The following is a 23,990-nucleotide window of genomic DNA, read 5'->3' as shown; positions in this document are numbered from 1 at the left end:
GGAAAATGAAACTCATCCAACGAAAAGCTTATGACTTTAAAAACTACCGCTTGCGTGTGATCGCTCAGTGCGGCCAACTATTATGTTTAACAACCCAGGCGTCCCCATCTTTTGATGAAGAGCCATGCAGGACTGATGGATGGTCAGAATGGAGCGGGTGACCAGGCTCGAACTGGCGACATCAACCTTGGCAAGGTTGCACTCTACCAACTGAGTTACACCCGCATCTCTGCCAAATTGAGATGTGAATATGACGGAATCGGGCGATTTAGGCAAGGTCTTTTTTGGAGGCTAAACTTAATAAGAAAGGACCGGAGAGAGCCATTTTTCTGCTTCTTTGACTGGGATGTTTTTTCTTTGGGCGTAGTCTTCGACTTGATCTTTTTGAATTTTACTCACAGCAAAATAACGTGCTTCAGGATGACAAAAATAGAGTCCAGAAACGGAGCTAGCTGGGGTCATGGCACAGTTTTCTGTGAGGTTGACATCTATAGTCTCCGATGTTTTGAGAAATGGGAATAGGATTCGTTTTTCCGTATGATCTGGACAAGCGGGGTAACCTGCGGCAGGCCGGATGCCACGGTATTTCTCAGAGATGAGTTCTGTGTTACTGAGTTTCTCATTCTTTCCAAACCCAAAGGCGTCTCGACATTTTTTATGAAGGAGTTCGGCAAAAGCTTCGGCAAGGCGATCCCCTAATGCTTTGGTCATGATAGAGCTGTAATCATCATTTTCCGCTTCGAAGCTTTTAGCCATTTCCTCAACACCATGTCCTGTTGTAACTACAAAGCTTCCGAGGTAATCAACACGGCCACTATCTTTAGGCGCTATGAAGTCAGCTAAGCAGTAATTAGGTTTACCATTTTTTTGAACTTGTTGGCGAAGCATATGAAAGGTTTCTAGAATTTCCTTTCTCATTTCATCCTTGTATACCTCGATATCATCGCCAATAGAATTTGCAGGATAGATAGCATAAATAGCTTTGGCTGTGAAGCGTTTCTCCTCCAGGATCTTTTGCAGCAGCTTCTGGGCATCATAGAAAAGTTTGGATGCTTCTTCACCTACTACTTTGTCCTCAAGGATCTTAGGATAGCGACCGCGCAACTCCCAGGCGTGAAAGAATGGTGACCAGTCTATGAATTCGGAAATTTCCTTCAGGTCGTAATCTTCGAATACTTTTTTTCCTATGAATTCAGGTGTAGCAATTTCAATTTTATCCCAGTCGCAAGTGTATTTGTTGGCACGAGCGCCTTGTAAAGAAATAAGCTTGGTATCACGCTGTTTGTTCAAAAATTGAATGCGAGCTTTTTCTTGAGAGGCTTTAATCTCTTGGATGTATTCATCCTTCGTTTCAGGATTAAGAAGTTTACCTACGACTCCAACCACGCGTGAAGCATCAATAACATGACTGACTAGTTTTGAATAATTTGGAGCGATTTTGATGGCGGTGTGGGCAGCGCTTGTGGTGGCTCCCCCGATGAGTAAAGGTGTTTGGAAATGGAGTCGCTCCATTTCGCTGGCTACATGCATCATCTCATCGAGTGAAGGTGTGATGAGTCCTGACAAGCCAATGATATCGGCACGGTGTTCCTTAGCAGCCTTGAGGATATCTTCGCAAGGGACCATCACTCCGAGATCAATAACTTTGTAATTGTTACAGGCTAGGACAACGCCAACAATATTCTTACCAATGTCATGAACATCTCCTTTAACTGTGGCAATAAGGAAAATACCTTGTTCATCACCTTCTTGCTTCTCTGCTTCCATGAAAGGGGTAAGATAAGCTACGGACTTTTTCATGACTCTGGCGCTTTTGACAACCTGCGGTAGAAACATTTTTCCTTCACCGAAGAGGTCGCCTACAACATTCATGCCGTCCATGAGCGGACCCTCGATGACTTTGATGGGCTTATTATATTTCTCATGTGCTTCGGCTGTATCCGCATCAATGAAATCTGTAACACCCTTGAGAAGTGCATATTTAAGGCGTTCTTCGACAGGTGCTTCTCTCCAGCTAAGGTCGACTTCTTTCTTTTTGCCTCCTTGGCCTTTGAATTGTTCAGCGTAATCAACAAGGATTTCAGTAGCTTCTGGGCTTCGGTTGAGAAGCACGTCTTCTACTTTGGTAAGAAGCTCCTTTGGAACCTCCTCGTAAACCTCAAGCATGCCTGGATTCACAATGCCCATGTCCAAGCCCTTTGAGATACCATGATAGAGAAAAGCAGCGTGCATGGCTTCGCGCACGACATTGTTGCCTCTAAAGCTAAAGGAGATGTTGGATATGCCACCACTGATGCGAGCACAAGGTAAGTTTTGTTTGATCCATTCTGCCGCTTTAATGAAATCAACGGCGTAATCACTGTGAGCCTCAATGCCTGTTCCTACAGTTAATACGTTGGGATCAAAGATGATATCTTCTGGGTCAAAGTCTGCCTTTTGCACAAGCAGGTCATAGGCGCGTTTACAGATGCGGATCTTAGACGCAAAATTGTCAGCCTGTCCTTTTTCATCAAAAGCCATGACTACTGCTGCGGCACCGAAGCGTTTGATCAGGCGTGCTTGCTCAAGAAATTTTTCTTCCCCTTCCTTTAATGAAATAGAGTTGACGATACCTTTGCCCTGTAGGCATTTAAGTCCAGCTTCTAGGATTTCCCATTTGGAGGAGTCTACCATGATAGGGACTTTTGAGATATCTGGCTCAGCTGCCAGCAGGTTGAGAAAGCGAGTCATCATGGGCTTGCCTTCGATTAGTCCGTCATCAAAACAGATGTCGATGACATTGGCCCCGTTTTCTACTTGTTGTCTAGCTATGGAGAGTGCTTCTTCTAGTTTATCCTCTTGGATAAGTTTGCGGAATTTTGGCGACCCAGCCACATTGGTTCGTTCACCGATCATGAGGAAGTTTGAGTTTGCTCCGTGGGTGTAACTCTCTTCGCCTGAGAGTAGGAGCCCTGGAGTTTTTTCTGGGATTTGTCGCGGGGGATAGGGTTCGACGGCTTCTTTAATTTTACCAATATGCTCGGGCGTAGTGCCGCAGCAGCCACCGACAATGTTAAGGAATCCTGACTTGGCGTAGTCAGCCATGAATTCCTTCATCTCGTCGGCAGAGTGGCTAAAGCCGGTTTCCGAAAGTGGGTCAGGTAGTCCTGCGTTTGAATAAACTGAAAGATAGCAATTGGCGATCTTGGAAAGGCGCTCTGCATAAGGTCTCATATCGTCTGCACCCAATGCGCAATTGAGGCCCACGGCAAGAGGTTTAAAATGGCGGATAGAATGCCAGAATGCTTCAGGGGTTTGATTTGAAAGGTTTCTTCCACCCTTGGAAATTAAGGTGAGCGAGAACATAACGGGAATCCGGAACCCCAGCTCCTCGAATACTTCTTCAATGGCAAAGCCGGCAGCTTTGGCATTTAGGGAATCAAAGATTGTCTCTACCAGTAGGATATCAACATCACCATCAATCAGAGCATGGGTTTGATGTTTGTAAGCAATGACTAATTGATCAAAATTTATTGGACGAAAGCCCGGATCGTTAGGATCTACCACCGCGCTAGCAGATACAGGCATGGGTCCAATAGCACCCGCCACAAAACGAGGTGAGCCTGTTTCTTCAGCGACCTGGTCCGCAGCTTGGCGAGCTAGTAGAGCTGCTGCTCTATTCATGTCCTCTACAACTTTTTGAATAGATGAATCTTCAATAACTTTTTGGAAGTAATCCTGATCCCTTCTGCCTTCTGGATCCCTAGCGAAGAAATCGTTTTGGGCAATAGTTGTGCCATTGAAAGTGTTTGTTTCAACAATATCTCCTTTGCCTATGGTAAGAAAACGGCGGTGGATGTCAGAAATGGCATCGGGTTTAGTGAGAACCAGAATGTCATTGTTGTTCTGTAGAGGCTTGAAGTGATCCTTGAATCGTTCTCCTCTGAAATCCTGCTCTTTTAGCTTAAGGGGCTGTATGTTTGTGCCCATGGCTCCATCAAGGATGACAATCCTTTCGGAGAGCAGTTTATAGAGCGCTTCAATTCTTTTTTCTCGTGTCATAGGAGTATAAAAAGTCTCGCCTCAATGGTAGAAATATCAAGAAATATATCAATACATCATGATGTATTGATATATTATCGGACAGAAAATAATTTAATTAAGAATTTATGATGATTTTACCCCGCAGGAAGTCATAGAAGTTGAGTGAGAGCTAATAATATGATTAACAACTACGTGTCCTCAATCTTTGGAGGAGAGCCATAAAAGGAAAGGGCCATATCTCAGAGGTTAACCTTTGGAGGAGAGCCGAAAGAAAGACATATGGCCACCCCACGGGGACTCGAACCCCGGTTGCAGGGATGAAAACCCTGAGTCCTAGGCCACTAGACGATGGGGTGTGCTAGTGCCCGTCATTCAACGAGCTAAAGATAGAAGCATAGCTCTTAATCCTATGCAATAGGAAAAATGAAGTAAGCGCGTTTAATAATGTGTGCACATACTAATGGTCACTCGATGACACTTACAGGTACGCCTCTAGAGATCATGTGAAGAAGCTTTTTAGCGTTCCAGTTAGCTAAGCGGAAACAACCTGATGATCCAGTGCGGGAAATGGAACGTGGATCGGGGGTTCCATGGATACCGTACCCTGGTAATGATAAGCCAATCCAGGCAAGGCCCACAGGATTATTGGGGCCGGGGGGGATGATCATTTTTGAGGTAATGCCCTCTTGTTCGGCAATCGTAGTGAGTGTCTCAGGATTGAAAGTATAGTTTGGGTTCAATGCAAAATTAATAACTTCCAGGCGGCCATTAGGTCGCTTGTTTTTATTTCGAGCTATAGAGCACGGGAAGCAGCAGACCACTCGTCCGTTTGCATCGTAAGCAAGTAGGGTAGTCTGGTTTAAGATAATCTCAATGCGGGAGACTTTAGGTAAAGGTAAGTCTGGCTTAAGGTTAGGAACTGTGATGGAACTTCCTTCTGAAAGCATGTTGACTGTAGGATTGAGTTTTTTTAAAAACCTCTCGGTTGTGTGAAATTTTTCTGAAAGCATTTCCCATGTGGTATTGTAGCCGAGGAAAGAAGCTTGAGCCTTTTCCCGCCAGAGTTTAGGAGTGGGTTGAACTAGCAACAAATCTTCATTTGTGATTGTGTAGTCAGTGAAGGGATTGTGAGGCTTGCCAAGTTGTAGCCGCGTTTCAATATCTAGTTCATGAGTGATGGGTAGCTCCATATGGCGTTGGAATTGATAAACCGCACGTTTTGAGCGCATGCCGAAAAGGCCATCGATAGTGCCCGAGGAAAAATGGCGGCGCTCCAGCTGGATTTGCCAAGCGGCAAAGTCTAAAGCATCTTTGGGAGTTTCGGTAGCTATTGGAAGTGCTTTGCGGGCCAAGGTCTCTGGCTGTGTAGTTTCTGGCTTTCTTTCGGGTGACGGCGGGGATTGTTGAACTTGTTTAAGAGGTTCTGGCTCTGTTTCAGGTTCTGCGGGCGTAAGAGTAGTTTGTGGCTCCTTGGGAGCGGGAATTAGTTTTTTTTTTCTGTGTTTTCGTAGATCTCGAAGATTTCCGCATCAGGGTGTTTGCTTTTCAATTCCCGAGCTTTCATTTCTAATACTTCAGGTGGCGTTGATGAATCTGCTGCTTGAGCAATTTCTGGTTGTTGTAATTCCTGATTCTGTAAGTAGAGGTATATGCTTAGACCCCAGCCAATAGCGATAAGTAATATGGCAAAGATAAAAAGACCATTGTGAGAGCTGGACTTCTTGCGACGCGTATTGCTCTTGCGGCTCTTACGGGTGGGAGCTCTACGTGTGGTTCTCTTTCTTACAGCCATATTGCTAGAATAAATTATAGCGGACTTTTAGCCAAGTACCAGTGCTAATGCTAGGTAATTACTATCTGCCTAAAATCACTAATCCGGCAATACCTAGCACAGTATACAGGGGAGGAGATATAAGGTGATTTTTACTGCCTCAAGCTCTCCACATTTATGGCTTCTAATAAACGTCCTTATGGTAACGTCTCTCTTCGCGTCCCAGTTTTTTTACAATATAGGTTTTAGCATCCTCGGGCGACATAGCACCAAATTCGGCAGCCATGTCGATCAATGCTTGTTCTACATCTTTTGCCATGCGTTTTGCATCACCACAGACGTAAAAGGAAGCGCCCTTTTGAATCCATTCCCAAATTTCCTTGGCATTTTCTCTCATGCGGTCCTGAACATAAATTTTGTGCTCTTGGTCACGCGAGAAGGCTAGATCGAGCTTGGTCAGGAGGCCTGATTTTTGCCATGCGATAAACTCCTCTTCATAGAGGAAGTCGGTTGCTTTGTGTTGGTCGCCAAAGAATAGCCAGTTGCGGCCGGTAGCTTGATCTATTTCACGTTGCTCTAAAAATGCTCGAAAAGGTGCAATCCCGGTTCCAGGTCCAACCATGATGATATCTGCCGTAGGGTCTTCTGGAATTTTGAAATGTTTATTAGGAGTCATGAAAACGGGTAGGTTACTTTCGCCTACGGCCTGGTGGTCAGCCAGCCAACCGGATGCTAGACCTTTTTTATCTCGTCCATGTGTATTGTAACGAACTGTGGCAATGGTTAAGTGAACCTCCTCAGGGTGCTTGTCTAGACTGGAAGCTATAGAATAAAGGCGTGGGTTTGCTTTAACGGTAAGACCTACAAACTCATCTGCAGTCAGAGAAAGTTCTGGCAGCTCATTTAAAATGTCCAAGTAGTCTCTGGTGAAGAGATAGGTGTCGAGTTTTTCGTTGTCAGCAATGAGTGCTTCAAATTCAGCTTTCTTAGGCTCTTGTAGCTTTTCAACGATGCCTTTAACGAATTTTCTTGAAGCGCGGTTAAGAGTGATGTCACTCATCATGACCTGCTGCAGCGGCTTGCTAGTTCCGTCCTTTTGTTGAATAGGAGTCTCTGGATCTAAGCTGAGGCGTTGTATAAGGTCATCTACGAGTTGCGGGTCGTTTTGAGCGAAGATACCTAGGGAGTAACCAGGGCGGTAGTCTAAACCACTACCCTTGAGGCTTATTTCAAAGTGTAATGTTTCCTTGCTAGAGCCCTCTTTGTTGAGGTTCCTTTTGCTGAGGATCTTAGCCAAGAAGGGATTGTTCTTGTTGAATTCAGATGTTTTCTTTTCGGTTGCTGTTTCGCTCATATCTTTAGTGGTTCTTTCATACAATAAAGAAAAAGGGGTTATTTCTCTATAGGCTTCAAAGTGTTTGATGTTTTGCTCTTAACCTCAAAGCATTTAGCACACCTGATTTCTATGGCAAGGATAAGCTTTGCGGACGAAGCCTATTTCTCTTCAAGATGGGCTTCATAGTTTGATTTGATTTTTTCTAGTTTTTCCCAGCGCGAGTAAAGTTCCTGGATTTTTTCGCGTATTTGATTGAGCTCATCTTCTAGTTCTTGGGCTTTATGGCCATGTTTTTGATAAAACTCAGGATCCGCAAATAGTTTTTCAATTTTTGAAAAACGCTCTTCTTCTTGCATTATCTTCTCCTCCATACTCTCAAGTTCGCGTTGCTCTTTCCACTTGAGTTTGGGAGGGGCTTGTTGGTTAGAGCCTTTTTTAGATGGTTTCGAAGTCGGTTGAGGTTCGGAGCCTTTTGGTGTGATACGCTTTTCAAGGTAGTAGTCATAGTTGCCTGAGTAGTATTCGACAGTTCCTTCACCTTCAAAAGCAACGATTCCTGTGCAGATACGGTTAAGAAAAGTTCGGTCGTGACTGACAAGCAGAACGACGCCTTTAAAGGCCAGTAAGGCTTCTTCAAGTACTCGCAAAGTTGCTAAATCTAGGTCGTTGGTGGGCTCATCCAAAACCAGTACGTTCCCGCCTCTTCTTAATATTTTTGCGAGGAGAATACGGTTTTTTTCGCCTCCAGAAAGATAGCGAATGGTCATATTGATTCTTTCATCTGTGAAAAGGAAGCGATGCAGATAGGTCCTAACATGGACGCGGTCCTGTCCGATGGTCACAAATTCAGATGCACCCGCCACTTCCTCTAAAATGGTTTTATCTTCGTTGAGAAGGAGTCTGGTTTGGTCAACATAATTGATCTCGGTGCTAGCTCCGTGTTCTACTTTACCAGTGTCTGGCTCAAGCTGTTTGAGAAGAATCTTAAGCAGGGTGGTTTTCCCCAAACCATTTCGCCCTACAATGCCTAGGCGAGTTCCAGGGTCTAGATTGATATTCAAATCTTGGAAAAGAGGACTGCCCTGGTTAAATGACTTACTGATTTGCTGGGCTTCAATAATGCGGTTAGACAAGCGTGGAGGGGGTGGAATGATGAGCTCCATGTCGAGTTCTTTTTCAGGAGCTGCCGTACTCGTAGCATCTGCAAAGCGATCTAAGCGAGCCTTTGCTTTGGTGGTGCGAGCTTTGGGGCCTCGCCGAACCCAGTCCAGTTCCCGCCGGATGAAGCTCTGGCGTTTTTGTTCAACGTTTTCTTCATGGGCTAGGCGTTGTGCCTTGTTTTCCAAGTAGTCTTGGTAGGAACCTTCGTGTGAATAGAAGATGCCTTGATGTAATTCAGCTATGTGGGTGGCAACTTGATCCAAGAAAGCTCGGTCATGGGTAACAAATAAAATAGTGCCTGGGTAGCGTGAGAGAAAAGTTTCAAGCCAGAGAATGGTATCAGTATCTAAATGGTTGGTGGGCTCATCGAGGATGAGCAAATCAGGTTGAGCTACCAGAGATCTGGCAAAAGCTACTCGGCGTTTCTCACCTCCGGAAAGTTTGTCTATACCATTTTCCAATGGAGGTGTGTTGAGGTTTGAGGTAATGAGCTTAATGCGGCTCTCTAAATTCCAGCCATCAAAGTGCTCGATCATTTGTTGAAGTTTTGCTGAGCGTTCCGTGCTGGTGTTGGGCTCCTCAAATTCTTGAATCAGGCTTAGGATGTGGTGAGCGCCTGCTCGAATATTTCCAAGGATATTCAGTTTAGGGTCTAATTCGAAGTTTTGAGGCAGGTATCCAGTAATGAGCTGGTTACGACGCGCTATAGTGCCACTGTCTGGAGACAAAACGTCTGCGCAAATTTTAAGAAAGGTGGATTTGCCAGACCCATTTCGTCCCACGAGACCCACACGATTTCCCTCATAGATAGCTAAAGTGGCTCTTTTGAAGATGACTTGTAATCCATATTGCAACGAAATGTCTGCAGCGCTGATGACAGCATTACTGGGCGAACTTGTTGAGGGCATTTCAGTAGTCTGCAACAGAGCCCTATTCGTGCCAAGTAAACGTGCAATAAGGTCATGAATTAATAGAGGGAGAGGAGAGAAGCCATATGATTAAGACGTGACTGCGTTGACTAAGAGCTCATTCAGAGTTTATAAAGAGTGTGCTGATGGGGCTTCTCATTAAAATAATTCTCATACTTGGGATCTTGATCTGGATGTCATGGAGAGTCTTGCATTTCTTTTCTAAAAAGGGTGGAAATGTAGGCCGTTTGGCAGATGATTTTTTAAAAGTAGGTAGTGAGCTTAAATCGTTGTTCGGAAAAACCTTATTCTGGAGCTTAGTGATAGCGGGGCTTTTGATTTTGGCGATTCGCGCAAAACAGTGGTTTGATAACTAGAATAGTTTCAGCCCTTTCTTATTTCTAAAAAAGCCTTCTCTCTGCTTTATGTTACTCAATCACAACCGAAGTATATGCAGGGTCTTGGTTGGCAATAGGACCAAATAATATCTCATGAGTCACTAATAGTGAAATTACAGCACCAAATAGTCACCGGTTATACTGCCATGATGGCCATCCTATTAGCCGTAGCAGCTACAAGCTACCTGGTCATTAATAGGCTGAATGATTCTGCTAAATGGGTTGCTCACACCCACAAAGTTATTTCGGATGCTAATTACATCTTAAAGATTATCATAGATATGGAAACGGGAGTTCGTGGATTTACTGTTACTTGCGAAGCATTGCTGTCCCGTTAATTTTCATATGAGTAGTATCTGAGAAGAAAGGGATGATTTTTCTTTGGCGGGATCGCCTCTGTTAAGGTGACTAATAACTCTATCTGGTAATTCTTTTTTCACAGAACGTCCTAGATAACCTATAGCTGGAGCGAGCGCAGCGAGTGGAAGCTATTAGGTTGATCTAATTGTTAGGTCGTTTTTAGTGCTTTACTTGTACCAAACCCTAATAAATTGATGCCAATTTGATGACATGTCCCCAGAAGTTGTAATATCTGTGTCAGTAGATCCTTCTTCTGATGACCTATGAATATTTGGTAAAACAACAGTTTCTATGTTAAGAACGTTTATGTTTTGATTTTCAATCCAAATATTAGCTCTTTTTAAAGAATCATTTAATTCTTCCAATCTTGCTGAGCTAAAGAATCCAGCTTTAGTTACTTCTTTTGGAACAAAGTCTTTAAATTTAATCATATATTTTCCTTTTTTTGACCTAACGTCCTAGATAACCTATAGCTGGAATGAGCGTAGCGAATGGATGCTATTAGGTTGATCCGTTTGTTAGAGTTGCCCTTATACCGATTTCTTCAGCTCTGTTAATTTGCTCTTTGATTAGTTCAATTGCTTCTTCAAAAGTACTGACTTCTTCTACATCGGTGTGAGAGTTGTTGCTAGCCCACCAAATGTGGAAAGAGTTTTGATTCTGTTCCAGAGACTTTACGGTTTTATATAAAAGTGTTGCTTCAAAGTCTTGTGTTTCATGAAATGTGCTTTCAGAGAGTGAAATAAAATCATTATAATCTTTATCGAAGTACTCTAAGACCCATACTCTTTCATCCTGATACGTTTCAGAAAAATAAGGCTTTAAGTTTTTAAGATAATCCTGAGAATCGTCAATTGATTTAGTTTCAATTCCTTCAATAATTGGTTTTTCACCAATCGCTGTCATGAAATAACTCATGTTTTTATATTACTCTAAGCTTGAAGTCACCAAAAGCGAAACCCGCCAGGGTAAGCGCATTTGGTGAACTGACTTATTATCTTAAATTTTCTTATAGCTAAACTCAATATCTTTGCAGTGAATTATCCAGTGAGATCTAGACCACTCAATTTCATGTATGACATCGCCATCATCCGAACACAGAAACTGGTCAAAAAGCCAATCTCCATGTCCTGAATCACACTCTAGTCTATAATTGCAAACTGCTGAATATTCAATGGTAAGCAGAGAGTCATGATAAGCGCCTAGTAGAGTAATAACGATGTTTGACCACCTTATCTCATTCCTCTCGCCTTGGCTGTGTTCCATAATCTCAAATTTCTCTAACCAAGAGTCATGTGGACATCTGTGATTATTAAAATTAAACCACCAATCACTAGTAGCAAGTTCATATGCACCCTTGGGGAATGACCTTTCATTTTCTTTTAAATACAAAGCATATTTTTCAAATGCAGCTTTGACGTTGGCATTTCTTTGTTTTGTCAGGATATATGACATTTATCAGATAACGCTTTAAGCAGAGGCGCCGCTTGCGGCGTCCTGCTAGCTTAACTTGTTAAATGTTGATTCTCCGAAAAACAATAGCACTAACAGCGCCCCCAGCATAAACGAAGATAAACTATCTAATGTCGCCGAAATACCGTGATCCACGTAGGGCCCTAAAAAAGGAGTAAGCACATAAAATAGTATGCTTGTAAATAGTAGAGGAATACGTGCTCACTGTTTGAATAGCAGAACTCCGAATAGTGCTACAAGATGAACTAATAAAACCGGAATTGTAAGAAAACTAACTACCAATTCTACATTGGTATTTTCTCGTTCCATTTCTTGCTCCAAGAAGTCTACAAGTAATGGCGGCAAAGAAGAATCAAGATAGAAACTCAGAACTACAACAACAGGCAGAGAGATTATATTTGCTATTGCAAGTATTTTTATTACTTTATCTTGGCTTATAGTCTATTCCTGAGTGGACATTTAAGGTCAAAGTGTGGCGCGGCGTTAGCCGTTGCCACCACTGCCTTGTTCGCCATTGATTATTACGGTTGTGATCGTGGCCGTCGTCCCAACTTTGATGTCGGTCAAGACTTGCTTCTTGAGATTCTTGTCAATTTTGATCTGTCCGAATCCGTTACCATCGATTCCGGTCAAAACGCCTTTCTCGACATGCGCCTCGACGTAGCCCAACCCCATCCACTTCTTATCATCAGGTCGGCCGGTGATATAGTAGCCTGTCTGCATGTCTTTGTGCTGACGCTTTCCGAGTGCGAAAACTCGAATCTCGTCTGTTCCCTCAGGTAGAGTAAATTTCACTGATCTGGACTTCTTGTCGTCCGGAACAATAACAGTATCCAAAACCTTGTTGGTAGAATCACAAACTATCACAGTGAGATTTGTTGGGGCTAAGCCTTCGGCACAACAAACTCCAGTGAAGACCGATATGACGATAAGGACAGGTAGTAGAAAATGGTTCATTTTGTGGCGAACTTTAAAAGTGACTCACGCGCGGCAGCGCGTTGAGTCCACTGCCTTGTTCTGTCTTACGATTCAAGTTTCGGAGTGCTGCACCTCCTGATCCGCCTTCCCCTGGATCGAAAGGAATGAGCCTGATCGAGAATTCCTTTCGCAATTCGTCGAGAGGTCGGTCAGCGAATGCATCAACCTCTTCCACAGGCCAACGCGACTTCATCTTCTTTGTGCGGATGATCACCTTGAGGATTCGCGGCAGACTGCGAATCCATGTAAGAAATAATTTTCGATGCCCAATCTGTTCCAATACTTGCCTGTGATCGCGGTGTTGGTTGACCCGGCGCATATCCTTTATTGATACGGTCGTTCCGAAAGCAGTCCAAATATGTGCAACGATCTCACCTGCCAAGTTCGTTGGGCAGCCGAAAAGCACATGGATTGCATCGTGGGCATCCATGTCATTCAGAAGTTCCGGCGCCTTCGGCATGCCGCAACTCGGATATTCCTTCTCGCAAGGTTTGTTTACTCTCTGTGTTTAAATATTCGAGATTTTTCATGGTCGATGACTTTTTTGCAGAATGTCGAAGTCACCAAAAGCGAAACCCGCTAGGGTAAACGTATTTGGTAAACTGTCATGTTCGTCTCTAATTTAATCTGAGATTAATACTATATTCTTCTCCCTAGTCAGAGCAATAACAGATAATGAATGAAAAGGGCTCAAAAACGCTTTTACGGGTGATGTCATATCGAAATTCATAGTTGCATGTTCTATCTCTGAAACAAGAGCTTCTAGCTCCTGGTGGGAATAAGATATGTCTGAATACTCATCTTTGAGTTTGAAAATAACTCTTGATGTTGTTCATGAGATAGCTCAGGTAAGATCTGATGTTTCTCAAGTCCACCTTTAGGATCTGAAATATAAACTTGTAATGCCATTTAATATTTCGACGAACGCTTGCGCTCGTTGCCTCACACGTCTTGTTCGACTATTTGATTTCAATCGAATTTAGAGAATCCCTGAGGGCTTTTTCGTATTTCGGGAACTCCTCTCTTATTGAGTTGAAATTGAAGACCAACATCTTACCTTTGTATCCTGTAAAGAGCATGATATTGTAAATATTCGTATCGATAGCAGTCGATGTCATTTCCATGTATCCCCACTTTTGTCCTGCTAGTGTGATTACTTTATTCTCTTTCCACTGAAGTCCTGGAATTATGCGAGGAAACAAATCTCTGAATGACTTTCTAGCTTCCTCAATTTTGTGCTGAGGAATTGAGTGCGGTTTAATATCATAGGCAATCGTCGTAGCTGCAGACTTATTCCCAATCACATACTTCGGGGCTCTCGAAGAGGGATACTTTATGTCAATTATCTCTTGAGGCACTGGAGTGAATTCATCCGGTGCATCGAATGCTACACTCCCTCCATCGAGGGATATGGTCTTTCCGAGTAGGCAAGCAGTAGGTATGAGAGCAAGTGCGAGTAGAGTTAGTTTCTTTTTCATAAATTTCTGTCGAACGTTAAGCGTGTGCCAAGAACGACCGCAGGGAGTGAATTGGCACTACGTGTTTGTTCGCTAATATTTTATGATTTTCTCCAGAATGCTTCAACATCGCAATACTGCTTAGGTAACAAGGACTTAGCTTTTTCAATAGAGTCATACACACTGTCTTGAGTAGTATGCCAATCGCTATCGCACGAAAAACGGTAGTATGATTGGTTGTCGTAGGTAGCTATCGCCAATCCATATATCTCAGGGGGTTCAGCTCCTGGCACTAGGCCAAATGGGGTATCTCCAGACCAGGCCCACTCAATAACCTTAGCTCCATCTATCTCTGTGGGAGGTTTTTTCATTTCAGCGAACGCTAAGGTAGCTCAAGACGAGGAGCGCAGCCTCTCGGAATTGAGCTCACCGCCTTGTTCGCTCTGTTTAATCTTAAGAATGTCATTTGCCTTCGAGGGGCCTAATCGAACAGCTCTTTGAGCTATATCGAATAGGTAGCCTAATTCTTCTAATATCGCGGTTTGAATATTCAGATGTTCCCGAGATGTAGCTTTGATCAGGTAAGCTTCGGTGTAACTTGAGTCGAAGAATCCATCTTTTTTAACTTTTTCATTTACCTTCTTTAGTTCCGCGATCTGCCAAGCGATAGCGTTGAGTTCGACTTGATCAGGTTCGTAGCTTCTTAACGCTTCCTCAAGCGAATCGATCACTTTCGAGCTCAGGGTCAGCCAATCTAAGATCAAACTCATATTTATTCAGCGAACGTAAAAGTGACCTGGAGCGAACCCGCTAGGGTACGCGATTAGGTCAACTGCCAGGTTCGGGTTTTAATTCTTTAATACGATTATGCTTTGAAGCTCTAGAATCAAGATAATACCACCTATATTCTGGTGACGAATTACTATCTAATATCGTTACTCTGTATATCATGTGCCACTGGCTGTGCCATCTCATAATTCTGGGATACTGAGAATAGTAAAAATCTAATAAACTTTTTGGGACATCTTCGTCTCTCAGACACACATAAGAAGTAATCTCATGAACTACATAATTTTTATCATTTAGATGTTTATCTAGCTCAATATTGAGCATGTGCCTTTTGATAATTCTGTAACTGAAGAAAATGAATACCGAACTAATCAATAGCATAAAAAAGAAATTTAAATCAGGATTCATTCTTGAAATATTCTATTGCCCGAACGTCAAAGGTAGGCGCGCCAAAGGCGTTGCCTATCCTGCCTTGTTAGTCATTCGTGTTTCTAAAAAAGGTTCGAGTTTCTGTTTTGCTAGATTCGCCCATGGCAACACATCATGATCTTTAAGATATAATGCCTTTGTGCGCTCCTCGGATTCGTAGCTGAAATAGGCATCTTCAATAGTATTGAGGTAGTGGTATGGGGTTTCGCAATCCCAGTCTCCCCCCGCAGCGTCGAGATACTCGCCTGACAGTTGAAGGAAGGAAGCCCAAGACAATTCTCTTCTTTCGTATCTAATCCAAAGACACCCGACGTGGAATTTATCAATATCAACTGGTGTTTCTTCAAATGGCTCACTGAAGACATATTCCCTAAATGCTTTCTTTTGGTCTCCAGTGTATTTTTTTGTAGAGACGTCGCAGAGCCAAGATGGGGGTATGTCAATCAATCCGATTATTCGGTCAGCCCAAGGATGAGTGTAGCTGAAATCAATCAGTGAGGACTCCAACATTTCGAGGATGTAGAAACACTCTTCCTTGGATGGTATGATTGATTTCATTTATTCTGACTAACGTCACCGATCAGCCAAGAACGACCGCAGGGAGTGAATTCGATGTATCGGATTGTTCGCTTTTATTACATTCATGAAATACCTATGTGTTCTTGCCTTAGATGGCCTTCCTTACATTTTGGGCAGGCTTTCTTTTTAACTTTCTGCATGTCGATGAGGTTATCAGACGTACAAACAGGACAAACTAAAACATCTTTGCTCGGATCGAGATATAAATCATGGCCACATGCTAAACAAAGATACTGGAGTTCACTGCCAATTCGCTTTTCCTTCTGTAACTCTGGTAACTCTTTACCAGTTGCATCTAATGCTGTCGAAAATTCAGCCGGATGAGGTAAAGGCTTACGGCTTCCATCATCTAGAGTAACGTAAAGGTGTCCTCCACCAGTAGGACCTACGGTGAAATCACACTTATCGCATTCCAATTTAAAGATCAGGGCCATTTTATTAGCGAACTTCGAAGTGTGGCACGGCCTTAGCCGTTGCCACCACTGTCTTGTTCGGTGATTTTATTCTTCTGGTGATTTGTCCACCATCCACCAAGGGGTATGTATAAATTTCGCTCCGTCGTTTTTGTCGTAGAAAGTATGCATGTTGTCATTCGTAAAGTAATTCCAGAACTGTGCCCTGTGGCTCTCATCGAGGATCTGAAATGCTCCCTGCTCCTCCTTCTTCCTCAGAAAATCCCGATATGCATCCAGTGGCTCAACTCCAGCCTGCTGAAAGATGATTCGACCTCCGTATTCTTCGTATAGGGCCTTGTTGATCTTCCACGAGTTGACAAACTGTTGCGCCATTTGGCACATCATGGAGTGCATCTCTGCTTCCATCCCTTTCGTCATTCTTTTTGTCTCGCGATTGGCCTTCAGAATGCTCTCAACCGTCTGGAGTTGAGATTCCTTATCCTCCCGCTCTTCATCCGAGAGGTCGGTAGACCTCAGCTCTCGCCGCAGTCTTTCCCGATCTGCTTCGAATTCTACTTGATTTCGCTTCTCTTGCTTCTGGGTCTGCACGATGAAGGCGTCCAGTTCCGCCTCTGTGGGCTCGATCTTATTTTCCTTCGCAAACTCCTGTAATAGAGCTCCAAAGATCAACCCCTGGAGATTGTCCTTTTCGGCAGCGGTGATCTTCTGTCCGAGCACTTCCGCAATAATTTTCGCGTCCGCGTCCTCTGTCTTGATAGCCTCACTTTGAGCAAAACACGATAACGACAAAAAAAACATGCCGACTGCTGCGAGTTTAATTTTCATAATTTTCTATTCTTCTACCGAACGTAAAAGTGAGAAATGGCTCTGATAATATCAGATAAATCTCACGGGTTGAAGTTCATCTTTCATACTGATAAATCACAGCGCGGAGTATGAGCCATTTTGTCAACTGGCATGTTCGGTGTGCTCTACTTTTTCTAATAGTATGGGTCCCTCCCATATGTTCTCGCACACCTTAATTAGCTTTACTTCTTTGTTATCTTTAATATCCCAAATTCTCCAAGAATAGATATACGAAATATGTCCTACATCTAATTGTTTTTCTCCCTCTGCAATTTTCAGAATACAGTTAGCGGTCTCAGGATCAAAACTATGAATGTCACTAACCCATATTTGTTCATTGGAATTCTTTGAGAAGGCATCCTGCGATAATGTATGATGAATACGCCATTCATTGTCTCTTAGGGTATGCCAGTCTATCCTAAGGAAATCATACCCGCCACGTGATGTTTCATCATATACTAATGTTATACGATGAGATTTGCTTTCATCATAGATTTCACCAAATATGCGCTGATCAGCTTTCATATTTTATCCCCGAACGCTGCCAGCAGGGGCCGAAAAACCAGAGCGACGCGGCGGTTTTTTGGTCCCTCTGGCTGGCTTTGTTAGCCATTTGGCCCATCGTATTTTTGGTCAAAAATCATAAATATTCTCGTATTAACTCTTTCAATCCAATTGAGGACATTGACCATGTTCTCATCCTCGCAATCAATTCGTTTTAGTCAAAGTCTGTATGACTCATTGCAAAACTTTAGTGTTGGGCATATATATCTAACATCAGCTCCATGATAGAACGGATAAACTGTGAATGTTGAATCTTCGTTTTTTTGGAGGCACCAATCCATAGATTCGTTCCAAGATCCATGAATAGACTCAGACATCATGCCATAAGTGTACTTGTAAAGGTCTTCGTCTGTAACCTCTCCGAATATGTCGAAGAAAGTTTTTCCTTGAAGCTTCCATCGATTTTTCTTTTGTTTCTTGAAGTCGTCTTCAGAGAAACCTTCTAAATCCATTTTCTCTTGAACTGATTTGAGCAACCGTTTTCCGGCCTTTGTTTCGAAAAACCTAGAACCTTCTTTTAATTCTCGGAGTATTCTTAATCGATCTTTATATGAGCATTTTCTATAGTCTTTAATAACAGCAGAATCGCTCATTAGTAAATATTCAGCCGTAACTGCCGCTTCTATCAGTGGTCTTTCTAATATACTTATGATTTCAGCGTTATCTTTTTCGTAGTAGATAACGATTTCTTTGAGTAGTTTCCATATTCTGGTTAACAGCCCCAAAATAGGAGCATCGTCTAGATTGAATCCAGTTGGGTTGCGATCGATGTTTCGCATTCTCGTGATGCAATCATAAATCTCTGCTACATCCTTTACGAAAGTACCAGTGAACCTATTTATATCATCTAACGATTCTAGGCTCTTGCCTACATATTCTTCATTATATCGACTTATAATTTTTTCAATTTCGTCCATGCGCGTACTTTCTCGTATGGTTAACGTCAAAGACTCACGTGGCTGCGAAGAGCGAAGCGATGAGTAGCCATTGTGAGCTCTGCCTTGATATGATTCAAAACTTCTCCTCCTTCTGGCAAACTAGCTCATTTGAAGAATCATAGATTTCATAGTTGTATCCAATTCTTTCAGCAGATAGCGCTGAAGAGAATCTCTTCATATCTTCAACCATCTCATCTGGTGTATCTGCATCTGCTTCGATCATATACTCAAACTTCGAGTACTCTCTCAGCATGACGTGAGAAAACTCTTCAATGTGAATATGGTGCGAATCTGCCTTCGAAGGTGTGAGACCAGCATCACGGATCATCGCTCTCAATTCTGGAATTGATCCGGAAAACGTGATGAAGCCGGCTACATGTGCTGACTGATCTTCCTCTTCTGTATTCATATCGTTAGAAGTGAGCTAACTGCTCACGGTGTTTTAAATATTATAGGGTAGGAGGCGATCTAAAAGCTAATCAAAAAACGCAACGCGTTTTGCAGATTAGCTCAACTGGCTTGTTCTGTATCTTTATGACGGATAACCACTAAATTCCCAACTAAAACTTTTGTCTAATTCCTCTGCCACTTGCTGCCAGGACACGCCCGAAACATGATTAATCATTCTCTTTACTCTGGTTAATACCTCCGGCCATGAATAGGGATTCAAAATAATGCTTTTATCCGAAACGGTTTTGCCCAACTGAAAGTGTTTTATGGCCTGTGGAGTCGCAATATCTACATAAAACAAATCTGCTCCTTCTTCGTTCTCTGGTCCGATGTGTAGGCATAAGCTATAGTAGACTAAATAATCATGCACGGGTGCCCACTGGTCTATAGGGTCGTGGTCTACGCAAGCTAATGGAGCTAAATATTCAGATCCTACGTTCTGTAATATCATGAATCGCAGTTCTTCTATCTCAAAATCTTTGATTGGCTTTTTACGTAACTCATGGCACGTGCTAACAACATGAGAATCAAAATCAGGTGGACCCCAATCATCTCCTTCTAATTCTTCTATAGACTTTGAAAGATCTATATCCATTTTTATCGATGCCGCATTTTTTGAGAAGCTCGCCATACTCGTAAACTCGACAATGATAGCCATCACCTTTTTCATTAACTAGTTCCTGTATTTGGTTCCTCTGCTTTTGGACCTCTACTGGATTCTGATTGTCGAGGACAACTGCGATAATCATATCAAAGTTCTTCCATCCATACCTTTCAAATAGCTGATTTCCTATTCCTGCAGCCTGATTGATAACATTTCTGGAGAGGGTATTACAGACAAATTTCACTTCGATTCCATAACCTTTTCCGTTCTTGGCAAACATGCCGTCGATACCTGCATCCATGGAGCCGAACGCAACCTGTCTATTCGTTTTAACTTCAAATTCTTGTTCAATCTCTCGCATCGCTAAGTCTTCAGCTAGATAGATATCTCTCTTGAGATCAGTTCTTTTAGTATTGGCGGCTTCCGCTGGCTTGGATGATTCTTGGATTAGTTCATCCACCTCCTGTTCTATTTTTTTCTTTTGCTCGGAGGTAGTTAAAGTTCGCAAAAAAGTAGATGCGTCCTGGAAATCTTTCGGTGCGTATATATCTTCTCACCCTATCTCGAAGAGCTCGTAGGGATATTGTCTTTTCCAATTGCGATCTTTCAGGACTTATTGCCGAAGCTAAAACACTATTAGAAAAGCAAATCAAAGACTCTGGTGCCGTGATTGAGGTGCAGGAAATACCTCATATCACATGTCATGAGACTTCTATTCTCATCTTGTTTCAAAACCTCATAGCGAATGCTATTAAGTATTGTGATAAAGATAGGCCTCAAATTCTTATTAAATATGAAGATGATTTAAAATATTATCTCTTTTCTGTGATAGATAATGGTATAGGTATAGAGCCTGAGATGCAGCAAAAGGTCTTTGCTCTATTCAAAAAGGCTCATAATAATAACAAAATAAAAGGTTCTGGTGCGGGTTTGGCGATTGTTGAGACGCTGGTAAAACAGCACCAAGGTAGAGTATGGGTTGCTCAGAGCAAGGTAGGCCAGGGGACTATTATCAAATTTACTATTAGCAAGGAGCTTGAGCTTTCTCATGCTGAAATGAGCGCCTGAACCCTTGCGGGGAATCTATTAAATCCTTTACAGCTTTCAACACCTATGGCACTTTAAAGAAAAATCTAACAGGTGTGTGATTGTGAGGTTTGTTCTATTCCACCTAAGCGACTAAGGGGTGCTTGAGATGTATTGAACTCGGGTGATCTCATAGAAGTTGAATCAAGAAGGGTTTAGATAGAGATGAAAATTTTATTAACTACGACATCTTTTCAAGATACTCCTGGTCCCCATCACGAATTATTAGAATCTAAAGGATATGAGATTCACCGAGAACGGGGGCCTTTGTCGGAGGAAAAAATGTTAGAACTTGCAGGGGACTATGATGCGTTTCTCTGTGGTGATGATGCTATTACTCGCAGTGTTCTGGAAAAAAGTCTCCCTAAAATTAAGTTGATTTCCAAGTACGGCATAGGTCTTGATAAAGTTGATGTGGATGCGGCCACAGACTTGAAGGTGCCAGTTACCTTTTGTCCAGGTGTTAATCATACGACTGTAGCGGAACACACCTTCGGGTTACTTTTTGCGGTTTACCGGAAAATTGTAACAGAAGCGAATTATGTAAGTGAAGGCAGATGGAAGCGTATGACTGGCCATGAGGTGATGGGGAAAACCATGGGTTTAGTAGGTCTTGGACGCATAGGAAGGGAAGTGGCAATTCGAGCCAAAGCGTTTGGTATGAAAGTCTTGGGTTTTGGTGCGTATTGGCCCGAAGAATTTACACAAAAACAAGGAATTGAAAAAATGGGAAGCATAGATGAATTAATCAAGCGCTCTGATATTTTGAGTATTCATACAAAGCTTACAGAGGAGACGCGTGGTATGATCAATTCAAATAGGCTTAAACTCTTCAAAGATGGCTCGGTCGTGCTTAATTGTGCGCGTGGTGAAATAGTGGAAACAAGTGCGATGGTGGAGGCCCTCAACTCGGGAAAGCTTCTAGGCTATGGCGCAGATGTCTTAGATGCGGAGCCACCTCCGACAGATCATCCACTTTTAAAAGTGGAAAATGCTGTAATTACTCCTCACATTGGGTCCAGGACCATGGAGAGCGTCGAGCGGCAAGCAACTATGGCAGTAAAAAATTTGATAGCAGTGCTAGAAGGAAGGGAACCTCTAGCGCAGGCTAATTCTTTTTAAAAATGATGACCTATTATGTCGTTCCGGAGGAGGTGCATAATAAGCTTGTAGAAGCAGCTTATATTCACCGAGGTTATACAAGTGATGAAGCCGCAGATGGAGCAAGGTTTTGTTCAACCGCCGCTTACTATGGTATTCGAACGCACCATGCCATTAAAGCCCTTCACCTAGATGAACTGTTTGGATCGAAAGCAGGTAAATGGATGCCGGGTGCAGAAATAAAGAAAATTGATAATAAGTTCCTTGCCTCAGAAGTTTGGGATTCTCAAAAAAAACTTGGACCTGCAGTCGCTTACAAGGCTATGGATACTTGTATCAAGCTAGCTGATCAATATGGAGTTGGTATCGTCTCTGTAGAGAATGCAACACATTATTTATGGGGAGGTGGCTATGTGATTGATGCGGCCTTGAAGGGATATATTGCTTATACCAACTGCACTTCGGCAACTAGTGAAGTTGTTCCTTATGGCGGAAAGAGGCCAACTATGGGAACAAATCCTCACTCCTGGGCTTTTCCCACGCAAGATGCCGTAGGTTTCCCAATAGTCGTAGACTGGGCTACCTCTACCGTCGCTATGGGAAGGGTGCAGCAATTTAAGAGAGAGAGTAAAAAGCTTCCCCCGAATAGTGCTGTAGATAGGAATGGTCATCCCACTATTGAACCTGATGAAGCTGTAGCTCTGCTGCCGTTCGGTATGCATAAAGGCTATGGCCTTGGGTTAGTCGACGAGCTATATTCTGCTTACACTGGAGGTTGTTTGCCTTCCCAACGTGGAGTGGCTTCCACAAGCGAGAGTAAAAGTGGTTCCACCTTTTTCTTCCAAGTGATTCATCCCGAAGCAATTAATTCACATGACTATGTGCGCGGGCTTAACCAGTCAGAGAATGTGCGAGCAATACTAAATGATATTCTTGGGCAGGGTAACGAAAAATGTTTGCTTCCTGGTCAGATTGAAGCTGAGGCTGCGCAGCTATCTGCTAAACATGAAGGGCTTCTATTTACAGAGGCTGAGCTTACTGAATTTGCTCATATCGCGGAGGATTGTCAGCAAACACCATGGGATATGGCAAAATTTAAATCCGTGGAAATTTAAGAGTAAAGAGACCACTAAACCGAATACAATACATGGCTATAAAAATAAAAGAATCATCAGAATGTAAATTTGATCTAGTTTCTTTGGGAGAAATCATGCTTCGCCTTGATCCAGGAGAAGGACGGGTGCGAACTGCTAGAGAATTTCGCGCTTGGGAAGGTGGAGGCGAATATAATGTTGCTCGCGGATTGCGTAAATGTTTTGGTCTCAAAACAGGCGTTGTAACAGCCTTCGCTGATAATGAAGTAGGGCATTTGATTGAAGACTTGATTATGCAGGGTGGAGTTTGCACCGACTTAATTAAATGGTATCCCTATGATGGTATTGGGAGAACTATTCGAAATGGTTTGAATTTTACGGAACGTGGCTTTGGTATACGCGGCGCGGTAGGAGTTCCTGATCGAGGTTACACCGCAGCTTCGCAACTAAAGAAGGGAGATATAGATTGGGAGGAAATCTTTGGCAAAGCAGGGGTTCGGTGGTTTCATACAGGAGGTATCTATGCAGCGCTTTCTGAAACAACACCAGGAGTTGTTATTGAAGCTGTGGAAGTAGCGCAAAAATACGGCACCATTGTATCTTACGATTTGAATTATCGCCCATCTCTTTGGGATTCAATAGGAGGACAAAAGAAGGCTCAGGAAATTAATCGAGAAATTGCTCAGTATGTTGATGTGATGATAGGTAATGAAGAGGACTTTACGGCTTGTCTAGGCTTCGAGGTGGAAGGACTTGATGAAAACATTTCGCAAATCAATGTAGAGAAGTTTAAGGCGATGATAGAAAAAGCTGTTTCTACTTTTCCTAATTTTCAAGCAACTGCAACGACTTTGCGAACAGTGAAGACTGCTACGGTAAATGATTGGGGAGCTATTTGCTGGCATGGTGGAACTTTCTATGAGGCTATTCACAGAGCTGAATTGGAGATTTTGGATCGAGTGGGAGGTGGAGACAGCTTTGCTTCGGGTTTAATTTATGGCTTCCTAACCCATAATGATGCTTCTAAAGCAATCAATTATGGTGCAGCCCATGGAGCTTTGGCAATGACTACACCAGGTGATACTTCCATGGTTACGCTCAAAGAAGTGGAAAAGCTGATGGCGGGTGGATCTGCCCGGGTCGTTCGTTAAGTGCGAGACTCATTACAACTCTACTTTTACTAAAGTTGCTTAAGCAAGCTTAGGATATAATAGGGCGACTTTGGACAA

Annotated in this window: 27 protein-coding genes and 2 tRNA genes; 6 read left to right on the top strand and 23 right to left on the bottom strand. The window is 42.8% G+C overall.

Annotated features, from left to right (window positions below; all coding sequences use genetic code 11):
• Positions 1 to 149: 149 nt before the first annotated feature.
• From AAGA18_06360 to AAGA18_06330, 7 genes are all read right to left on the bottom strand, one after another.
• Positions 150 to 225 (bottom strand) — tRNA-Gly (locus AAGA18_06360).
• Between the two features lie 72 nt (positions 226 to 297).
• A complete protein-coding gene (metH, locus tag AAGA18_06355) occupies positions 298 to 4,041 on the bottom strand; it encodes a methionine synthase (GenBank protein MEM9444958.1) in 3,744 nt (1,247 codons plus the stop codon).
• Positions 4,042 to 4,303: 262 nt separating this feature from the next.
• Positions 4,304 to 4,379 (bottom strand) — tRNA-Glu (locus tag AAGA18_06350).
• A gap of 108 nt (positions 4,380 to 4,487) precedes the next feature.
• Positions 4,488 to 5,375 carry a L,D-transpeptidase gene (locus AAGA18_06345; GenBank protein MEM9444957.1) on the bottom strand — a complete coding sequence of 296 codons (888 nt, stop codon included), beginning with the start codon at positions 5,373 to 5,375 and terminating at the stop codon, positions 4,488 to 4,490.
• 131 nt (positions 5,376 to 5,506) lie between these two features.
• Complete coding sequence (locus tag AAGA18_06340; GenBank protein ID MEM9444956.1) at positions 5,507 to 5,815, bottom strand: hypothetical protein; 309 nt, start codon at positions 5,813 to 5,815, stop codon at positions 5,507 to 5,509.
• Positions 5,816 to 5,978: 163 nt separating this feature from the next.
• On the bottom strand, positions 5,979 to 7,148 hold the full coding sequence (locus AAGA18_06335) for a sulfite reductase subunit alpha (GenBank protein MEM9444955.1): 1,170 nt from the start codon (positions 7,146 to 7,148) through the stop codon (positions 5,979 to 5,981).
• A 140-nt stretch (positions 7,149 to 7,288) separates the two neighbouring features.
• Complete coding sequence (locus AAGA18_06330; GenBank protein ID MEM9444954.1) at positions 7,289 to 9,199, bottom strand: ABC-F family ATP-binding cassette domain-containing protein; 1,911 nt, start codon at positions 9,197 to 9,199, stop codon at positions 7,289 to 7,291.
• Between the two features lie 146 nt (positions 9,200 to 9,345).
• On the opposite strand from AAGA18_06330, the gene AAGA18_06325 reads away from it, so the two are divergent.
• Together AAGA18_06325 and AAGA18_06320 are read left to right on the top strand one after the other, a co-directional pair.
• Positions 9,346 to 9,576: a hypothetical protein gene (locus AAGA18_06325; GenBank protein MEM9444953.1), complete on the top strand. Its 231-nt coding sequence runs from the start codon at positions 9,346 to 9,348 to the stop codon at positions 9,574 to 9,576.
• 128 nt (positions 9,577 to 9,704) lie between these two features.
• On the top strand, positions 9,705 to 9,935 hold the full coding sequence (locus AAGA18_06320) for a CHASE3 domain-containing protein (GenBank protein MEM9444952.1): 231 nt from the start codon (positions 9,705 to 9,707) through the stop codon (positions 9,933 to 9,935).
• Between the two features lie 189 nt (positions 9,936 to 10,124).
• On the opposite strand, the gene AAGA18_06315 is transcribed toward AAGA18_06320, so the two are convergent.
• From AAGA18_06315 to AAGA18_06240, 16 genes are all read right to left on the bottom strand, one after another.
• The gene (locus tag AAGA18_06315; protein ID MEM9444951.1) at positions 10,125 to 10,388 is read right to left on the bottom strand and encodes a hypothetical protein; all 264 of its coding nucleotides are present in this window, start codon (positions 10,386 to 10,388) and stop codon (positions 10,125 to 10,127) included.
• Positions 10,389 to 10,458: 70 nt separating this feature from the next.
• Complete coding sequence (locus AAGA18_06310; GenBank protein ID MEM9444950.1) at positions 10,459 to 10,863, bottom strand: hypothetical protein; 405 nt, start codon at positions 10,861 to 10,863, stop codon at positions 10,459 to 10,461.
• Positions 10,864 to 10,956: 93 nt separating this feature from the next.
• Complete coding sequence (locus tag AAGA18_06305) at positions 10,957 to 11,412, bottom strand: hypothetical protein (GenBank protein ID MEM9444949.1); 456 nt, start codon at positions 11,410 to 11,412, stop codon at positions 10,957 to 10,959.
• 501 nt (positions 11,413 to 11,913) lie between these two features.
• Positions 11,914 to 12,387, bottom strand: a complete 474-nt coding sequence (locus AAGA18_06300; protein ID MEM9444948.1) for a hypothetical protein — start codon at positions 12,385 to 12,387, stop codon at positions 11,914 to 11,916.
• Between the two features lie 13 nt (positions 12,388 to 12,400).
• Complete coding sequence (locus tag AAGA18_06295; protein MEM9444947.1) at positions 12,401 to 12,601, bottom strand: hypothetical protein; 201 nt, start codon at positions 12,599 to 12,601, stop codon at positions 12,401 to 12,403.
• Between the two features lie 766 nt (positions 12,602 to 13,367).
• Positions 13,368 to 13,886 carry a hypothetical protein gene (locus AAGA18_06290; GenBank protein MEM9444946.1) on the bottom strand — a complete coding sequence of 173 codons (519 nt, stop codon included), beginning with the start codon at positions 13,884 to 13,886 and terminating at the stop codon, positions 13,368 to 13,370.
• Positions 13,887 to 13,966: 80 nt separating this feature from the next.
• The gene (locus tag AAGA18_06285) at positions 13,967 to 14,236 is read right to left on the bottom strand and encodes a hypothetical protein (GenBank protein ID MEM9444945.1); all 270 of its coding nucleotides are present in this window, start codon (positions 14,234 to 14,236) and stop codon (positions 13,967 to 13,969) included.
• Positions 14,237 to 14,257: 21 nt separating this feature from the next.
• On the bottom strand, positions 14,258 to 14,635 hold the full coding sequence (locus tag AAGA18_06280) for a hypothetical protein (GenBank protein MEM9444944.1): 378 nt from the start codon (positions 14,633 to 14,635) through the stop codon (positions 14,258 to 14,260).
• Between the two features lie 481 nt (positions 14,636 to 15,116).
• Positions 15,117 to 15,641 (bottom strand): hypothetical protein, encoded by a 525-nt coding sequence (locus AAGA18_06275; protein MEM9444943.1) that lies wholly within the window; start codon positions 15,639 to 15,641, stop codon positions 15,117 to 15,119.
• A gap of 83 nt (positions 15,642 to 15,724) precedes the next feature.
• The gene (locus AAGA18_06270) at positions 15,725 to 16,096 is read right to left on the bottom strand and encodes a hypothetical protein (protein MEM9444942.1); all 372 of its coding nucleotides are present in this window, start codon (positions 16,094 to 16,096) and stop codon (positions 15,725 to 15,727) included.
• A gap of 66 nt (positions 16,097 to 16,162) precedes the next feature.
• Complete coding sequence (locus AAGA18_06265) at positions 16,163 to 16,867, bottom strand: hypothetical protein (GenBank protein MEM9444941.1); 705 nt, start codon at positions 16,865 to 16,867, stop codon at positions 16,163 to 16,165.
• A gap of 159 nt (positions 16,868 to 17,026) precedes the next feature.
• The gene (locus AAGA18_06260) at positions 17,027 to 17,449 is read right to left on the bottom strand and encodes a hypothetical protein (GenBank protein ID MEM9444940.1); all 423 of its coding nucleotides are present in this window, start codon (positions 17,447 to 17,449) and stop codon (positions 17,027 to 17,029) included.
• A 197-nt stretch (positions 17,450 to 17,646) separates the two neighbouring features.
• On the bottom strand, positions 17,647 to 18,405 hold the full coding sequence (locus AAGA18_06255; GenBank protein ID MEM9444939.1) for a DUF5677 domain-containing protein: 759 nt from the start codon (positions 18,403 to 18,405) through the stop codon (positions 17,647 to 17,649).
• A gap of 94 nt (positions 18,406 to 18,499) precedes the next feature.
• Entirely contained in the window at positions 18,500 to 18,835 is a 336-nt protein-coding gene (locus AAGA18_06250; protein MEM9444938.1) for a hypothetical protein, read from the bottom strand.
• Between the two features lie 123 nt (positions 18,836 to 18,958).
• Entirely contained in the window at positions 18,959 to 19,471 is a 513-nt protein-coding gene (locus AAGA18_06245) for an Imm8 family immunity protein (GenBank protein MEM9444937.1), read from the bottom strand.
• Positions 19,425 to 19,988: a hypothetical protein gene (locus AAGA18_06240; GenBank protein ID MEM9444936.1), complete on the bottom strand. Its 564-nt coding sequence runs from the start codon at positions 19,986 to 19,988 to the stop codon at positions 19,425 to 19,427. The genes AAGA18_06245 and AAGA18_06240 overlap by 47 nt, the downstream gene beginning before the upstream one ends.
• An 8-nt stretch (positions 19,989 to 19,996) precedes the next feature.
• Between AAGA18_06240 and AAGA18_06235 the strand changes: the two genes are divergently transcribed.
• The 4 genes from AAGA18_06235 (at position 19,997) to AAGA18_06220 (ending at position 23,912) form a co-directional block, all read left to right on the top strand.
• Positions 19,997 to 20,548 carry an ATP-binding protein gene (locus tag AAGA18_06235; GenBank protein ID MEM9444935.1) on the top strand — a complete coding sequence of 184 codons (552 nt, stop codon included), beginning with the start codon at positions 19,997 to 19,999 and terminating at the stop codon, positions 20,546 to 20,548.
• A 183-nt stretch (positions 20,549 to 20,731) separates the two neighbouring features.
• A complete protein-coding gene (locus AAGA18_06230; GenBank protein MEM9444934.1) occupies positions 20,732 to 21,688 on the top strand; it encodes a phosphoglycerate dehydrogenase in 957 nt (318 codons plus the stop codon).
• A gap of 2 nt (positions 21,689 to 21,690) precedes the next feature.
• A complete protein-coding gene (locus AAGA18_06225) occupies positions 21,691 to 22,782 on the top strand; it encodes an Ldh family oxidoreductase (protein ID MEM9444933.1) in 1,092 nt (363 codons plus the stop codon).
• A gap of 32 nt (positions 22,783 to 22,814) precedes the next feature.
• Positions 22,815 to 23,912 (top strand): sugar kinase, encoded by a 1,098-nt coding sequence (locus tag AAGA18_06220; GenBank protein ID MEM9444932.1) that lies wholly within the window; start codon positions 22,815 to 22,817, stop codon positions 23,910 to 23,912.
• Positions 23,913 to 23,990: the final 78 nt, after the last annotated feature.

The sequence above is a fragment of the Verrucomicrobiota bacterium genome (genome assembly GCA_039192515.1).
In the GTDB taxonomy this organism is placed as follows: Bacteria; Verrucomicrobiota; Verrucomicrobiia; order Methylacidiphilales; family JBCCWR01; genus JBCCWR01.
This window is presented reverse-complemented; position numbering and strand designations above follow the sequence as displayed.

Coding starts and splice junctions, on each gene's coding strand:
- AAGA18_06315 (MEM9444951.1), bottom strand. CDS start 10,388: ATGATTAAATTTAAAGACTTTGTTCCAAAAGAAGTAACTAAAGCTGGA.
- AAGA18_06280 (MEM9444944.1), bottom strand. CDS start 14,635: ATGAGTTTGATCTTAGATTGGCTGACCCTGAGCTCGAAAGTGATCGAT.
- AAGA18_06235 (MEM9444935.1), top strand. CDS start 19,997: ATGCGTCCTGGAAATCTTTCGGTGCGTATATATCTTCTCACCCTATCT.
- AAGA18_06325 (MEM9444953.1), top strand. CDS start 9,346: ATGGGGCTTCTCATTAAAATAATTCTCATACTTGGGATCTTGATCTGG.
- AAGA18_06220 (MEM9444932.1), top strand. CDS start 22,815: ATGGCTATAAAAATAAAAGAATCATCAGAATGTAAATTTGATCTAGTT.
- AAGA18_06255 (MEM9444939.1), bottom strand. CDS start 18,405: ATGGACGAAATTGAAAAAATTATAAGTCGATATAATGAAGAATATGTA.
- AAGA18_06290 (MEM9444946.1), bottom strand. CDS start 13,886: ATGAAAAAGAAACTAACTCTACTCGCACTTGCTCTCATACCTACTGCT.
- metH (MEM9444958.1), bottom strand. CDS start 4,041: ATGACACGAGAAAAAAGAATTGAAGCGCTCTATAAACTGCTCTCCGAA.
- AAGA18_06295 (MEM9444947.1), bottom strand. CDS start 12,601: ATGAAGTCGCGTTGGCCTGTGGAAGAGGTTGATGCATTCGCTGACCGA.
- AAGA18_06260 (MEM9444940.1), bottom strand. CDS start 17,449: ATGAAAGCTGATCAGCGCATATTTGGTGAAATCTATGATGAAAGCAAA.
- AAGA18_06225 (MEM9444933.1), top strand. CDS start 21,691: ATGATGACCTATTATGTCGTTCCGGAGGAGGTGCATAATAAGCTTGTA.
- AAGA18_06245 (MEM9444937.1), bottom strand. CDS start 19,471: ATGGATATAGATCTTTCAAAGTCTATAGAAGAATTAGAAGGAGATGAT.
- AAGA18_06330 (MEM9444954.1), bottom strand. CDS start 9,199: ATGCCCTCAACAAGTTCGCCCAGTAATGCTGTCATCAGCGCTGCAGAC.
- AAGA18_06270 (MEM9444942.1), bottom strand. CDS start 16,096: ATGGCCCTGATCTTTAAATTGGAATGCGATAAGTGTGATTTCACCGTA.
- AAGA18_06275 (MEM9444943.1), bottom strand. CDS start 15,641: ATGAAATCAATCATACCATCCAAGGAAGAGTGTTTCTACATCCTCGAA.
- AAGA18_06300 (MEM9444948.1), bottom strand. CDS start 12,387: ATGAACCATTTTCTACTACCTGTCCTTATCGTCATATCGGTCTTCACT.
- AAGA18_06250 (MEM9444938.1), bottom strand. CDS start 18,835: ATGAATACAGAAGAGGAAGATCAGTCAGCACATGTAGCCGGCTTCATC.
- AAGA18_06310 (MEM9444950.1), bottom strand. CDS start 10,863: ATGACAGCGATTGGTGAAAAACCAATTATTGAAGGAATTGAAACTAAA.
- AAGA18_06305 (MEM9444949.1), bottom strand. CDS start 11,412: ATGTCATATATCCTGACAAAACAAAGAAATGCCAACGTCAAAGCTGCA.
- AAGA18_06340 (MEM9444956.1), bottom strand. CDS start 5,815: ATGGCTGTAAGAAAGAGAACCACACGTAGAGCTCCCACCCGTAAGAGC.
- AAGA18_06230 (MEM9444934.1), top strand. CDS start 20,732: ATGAAAATTTTATTAACTACGACATCTTTTCAAGATACTCCTGGTCCC.
- AAGA18_06335 (MEM9444955.1), bottom strand. CDS start 7,148: ATGAGCGAAACAGCAACCGAAAAGAAAACATCTGAATTCAACAAGAAC.
- AAGA18_06285 (MEM9444945.1), bottom strand. CDS start 14,236: ATGAAAAAACCTCCCACAGAGATAGATGGAGCTAAGGTTATTGAGTGG.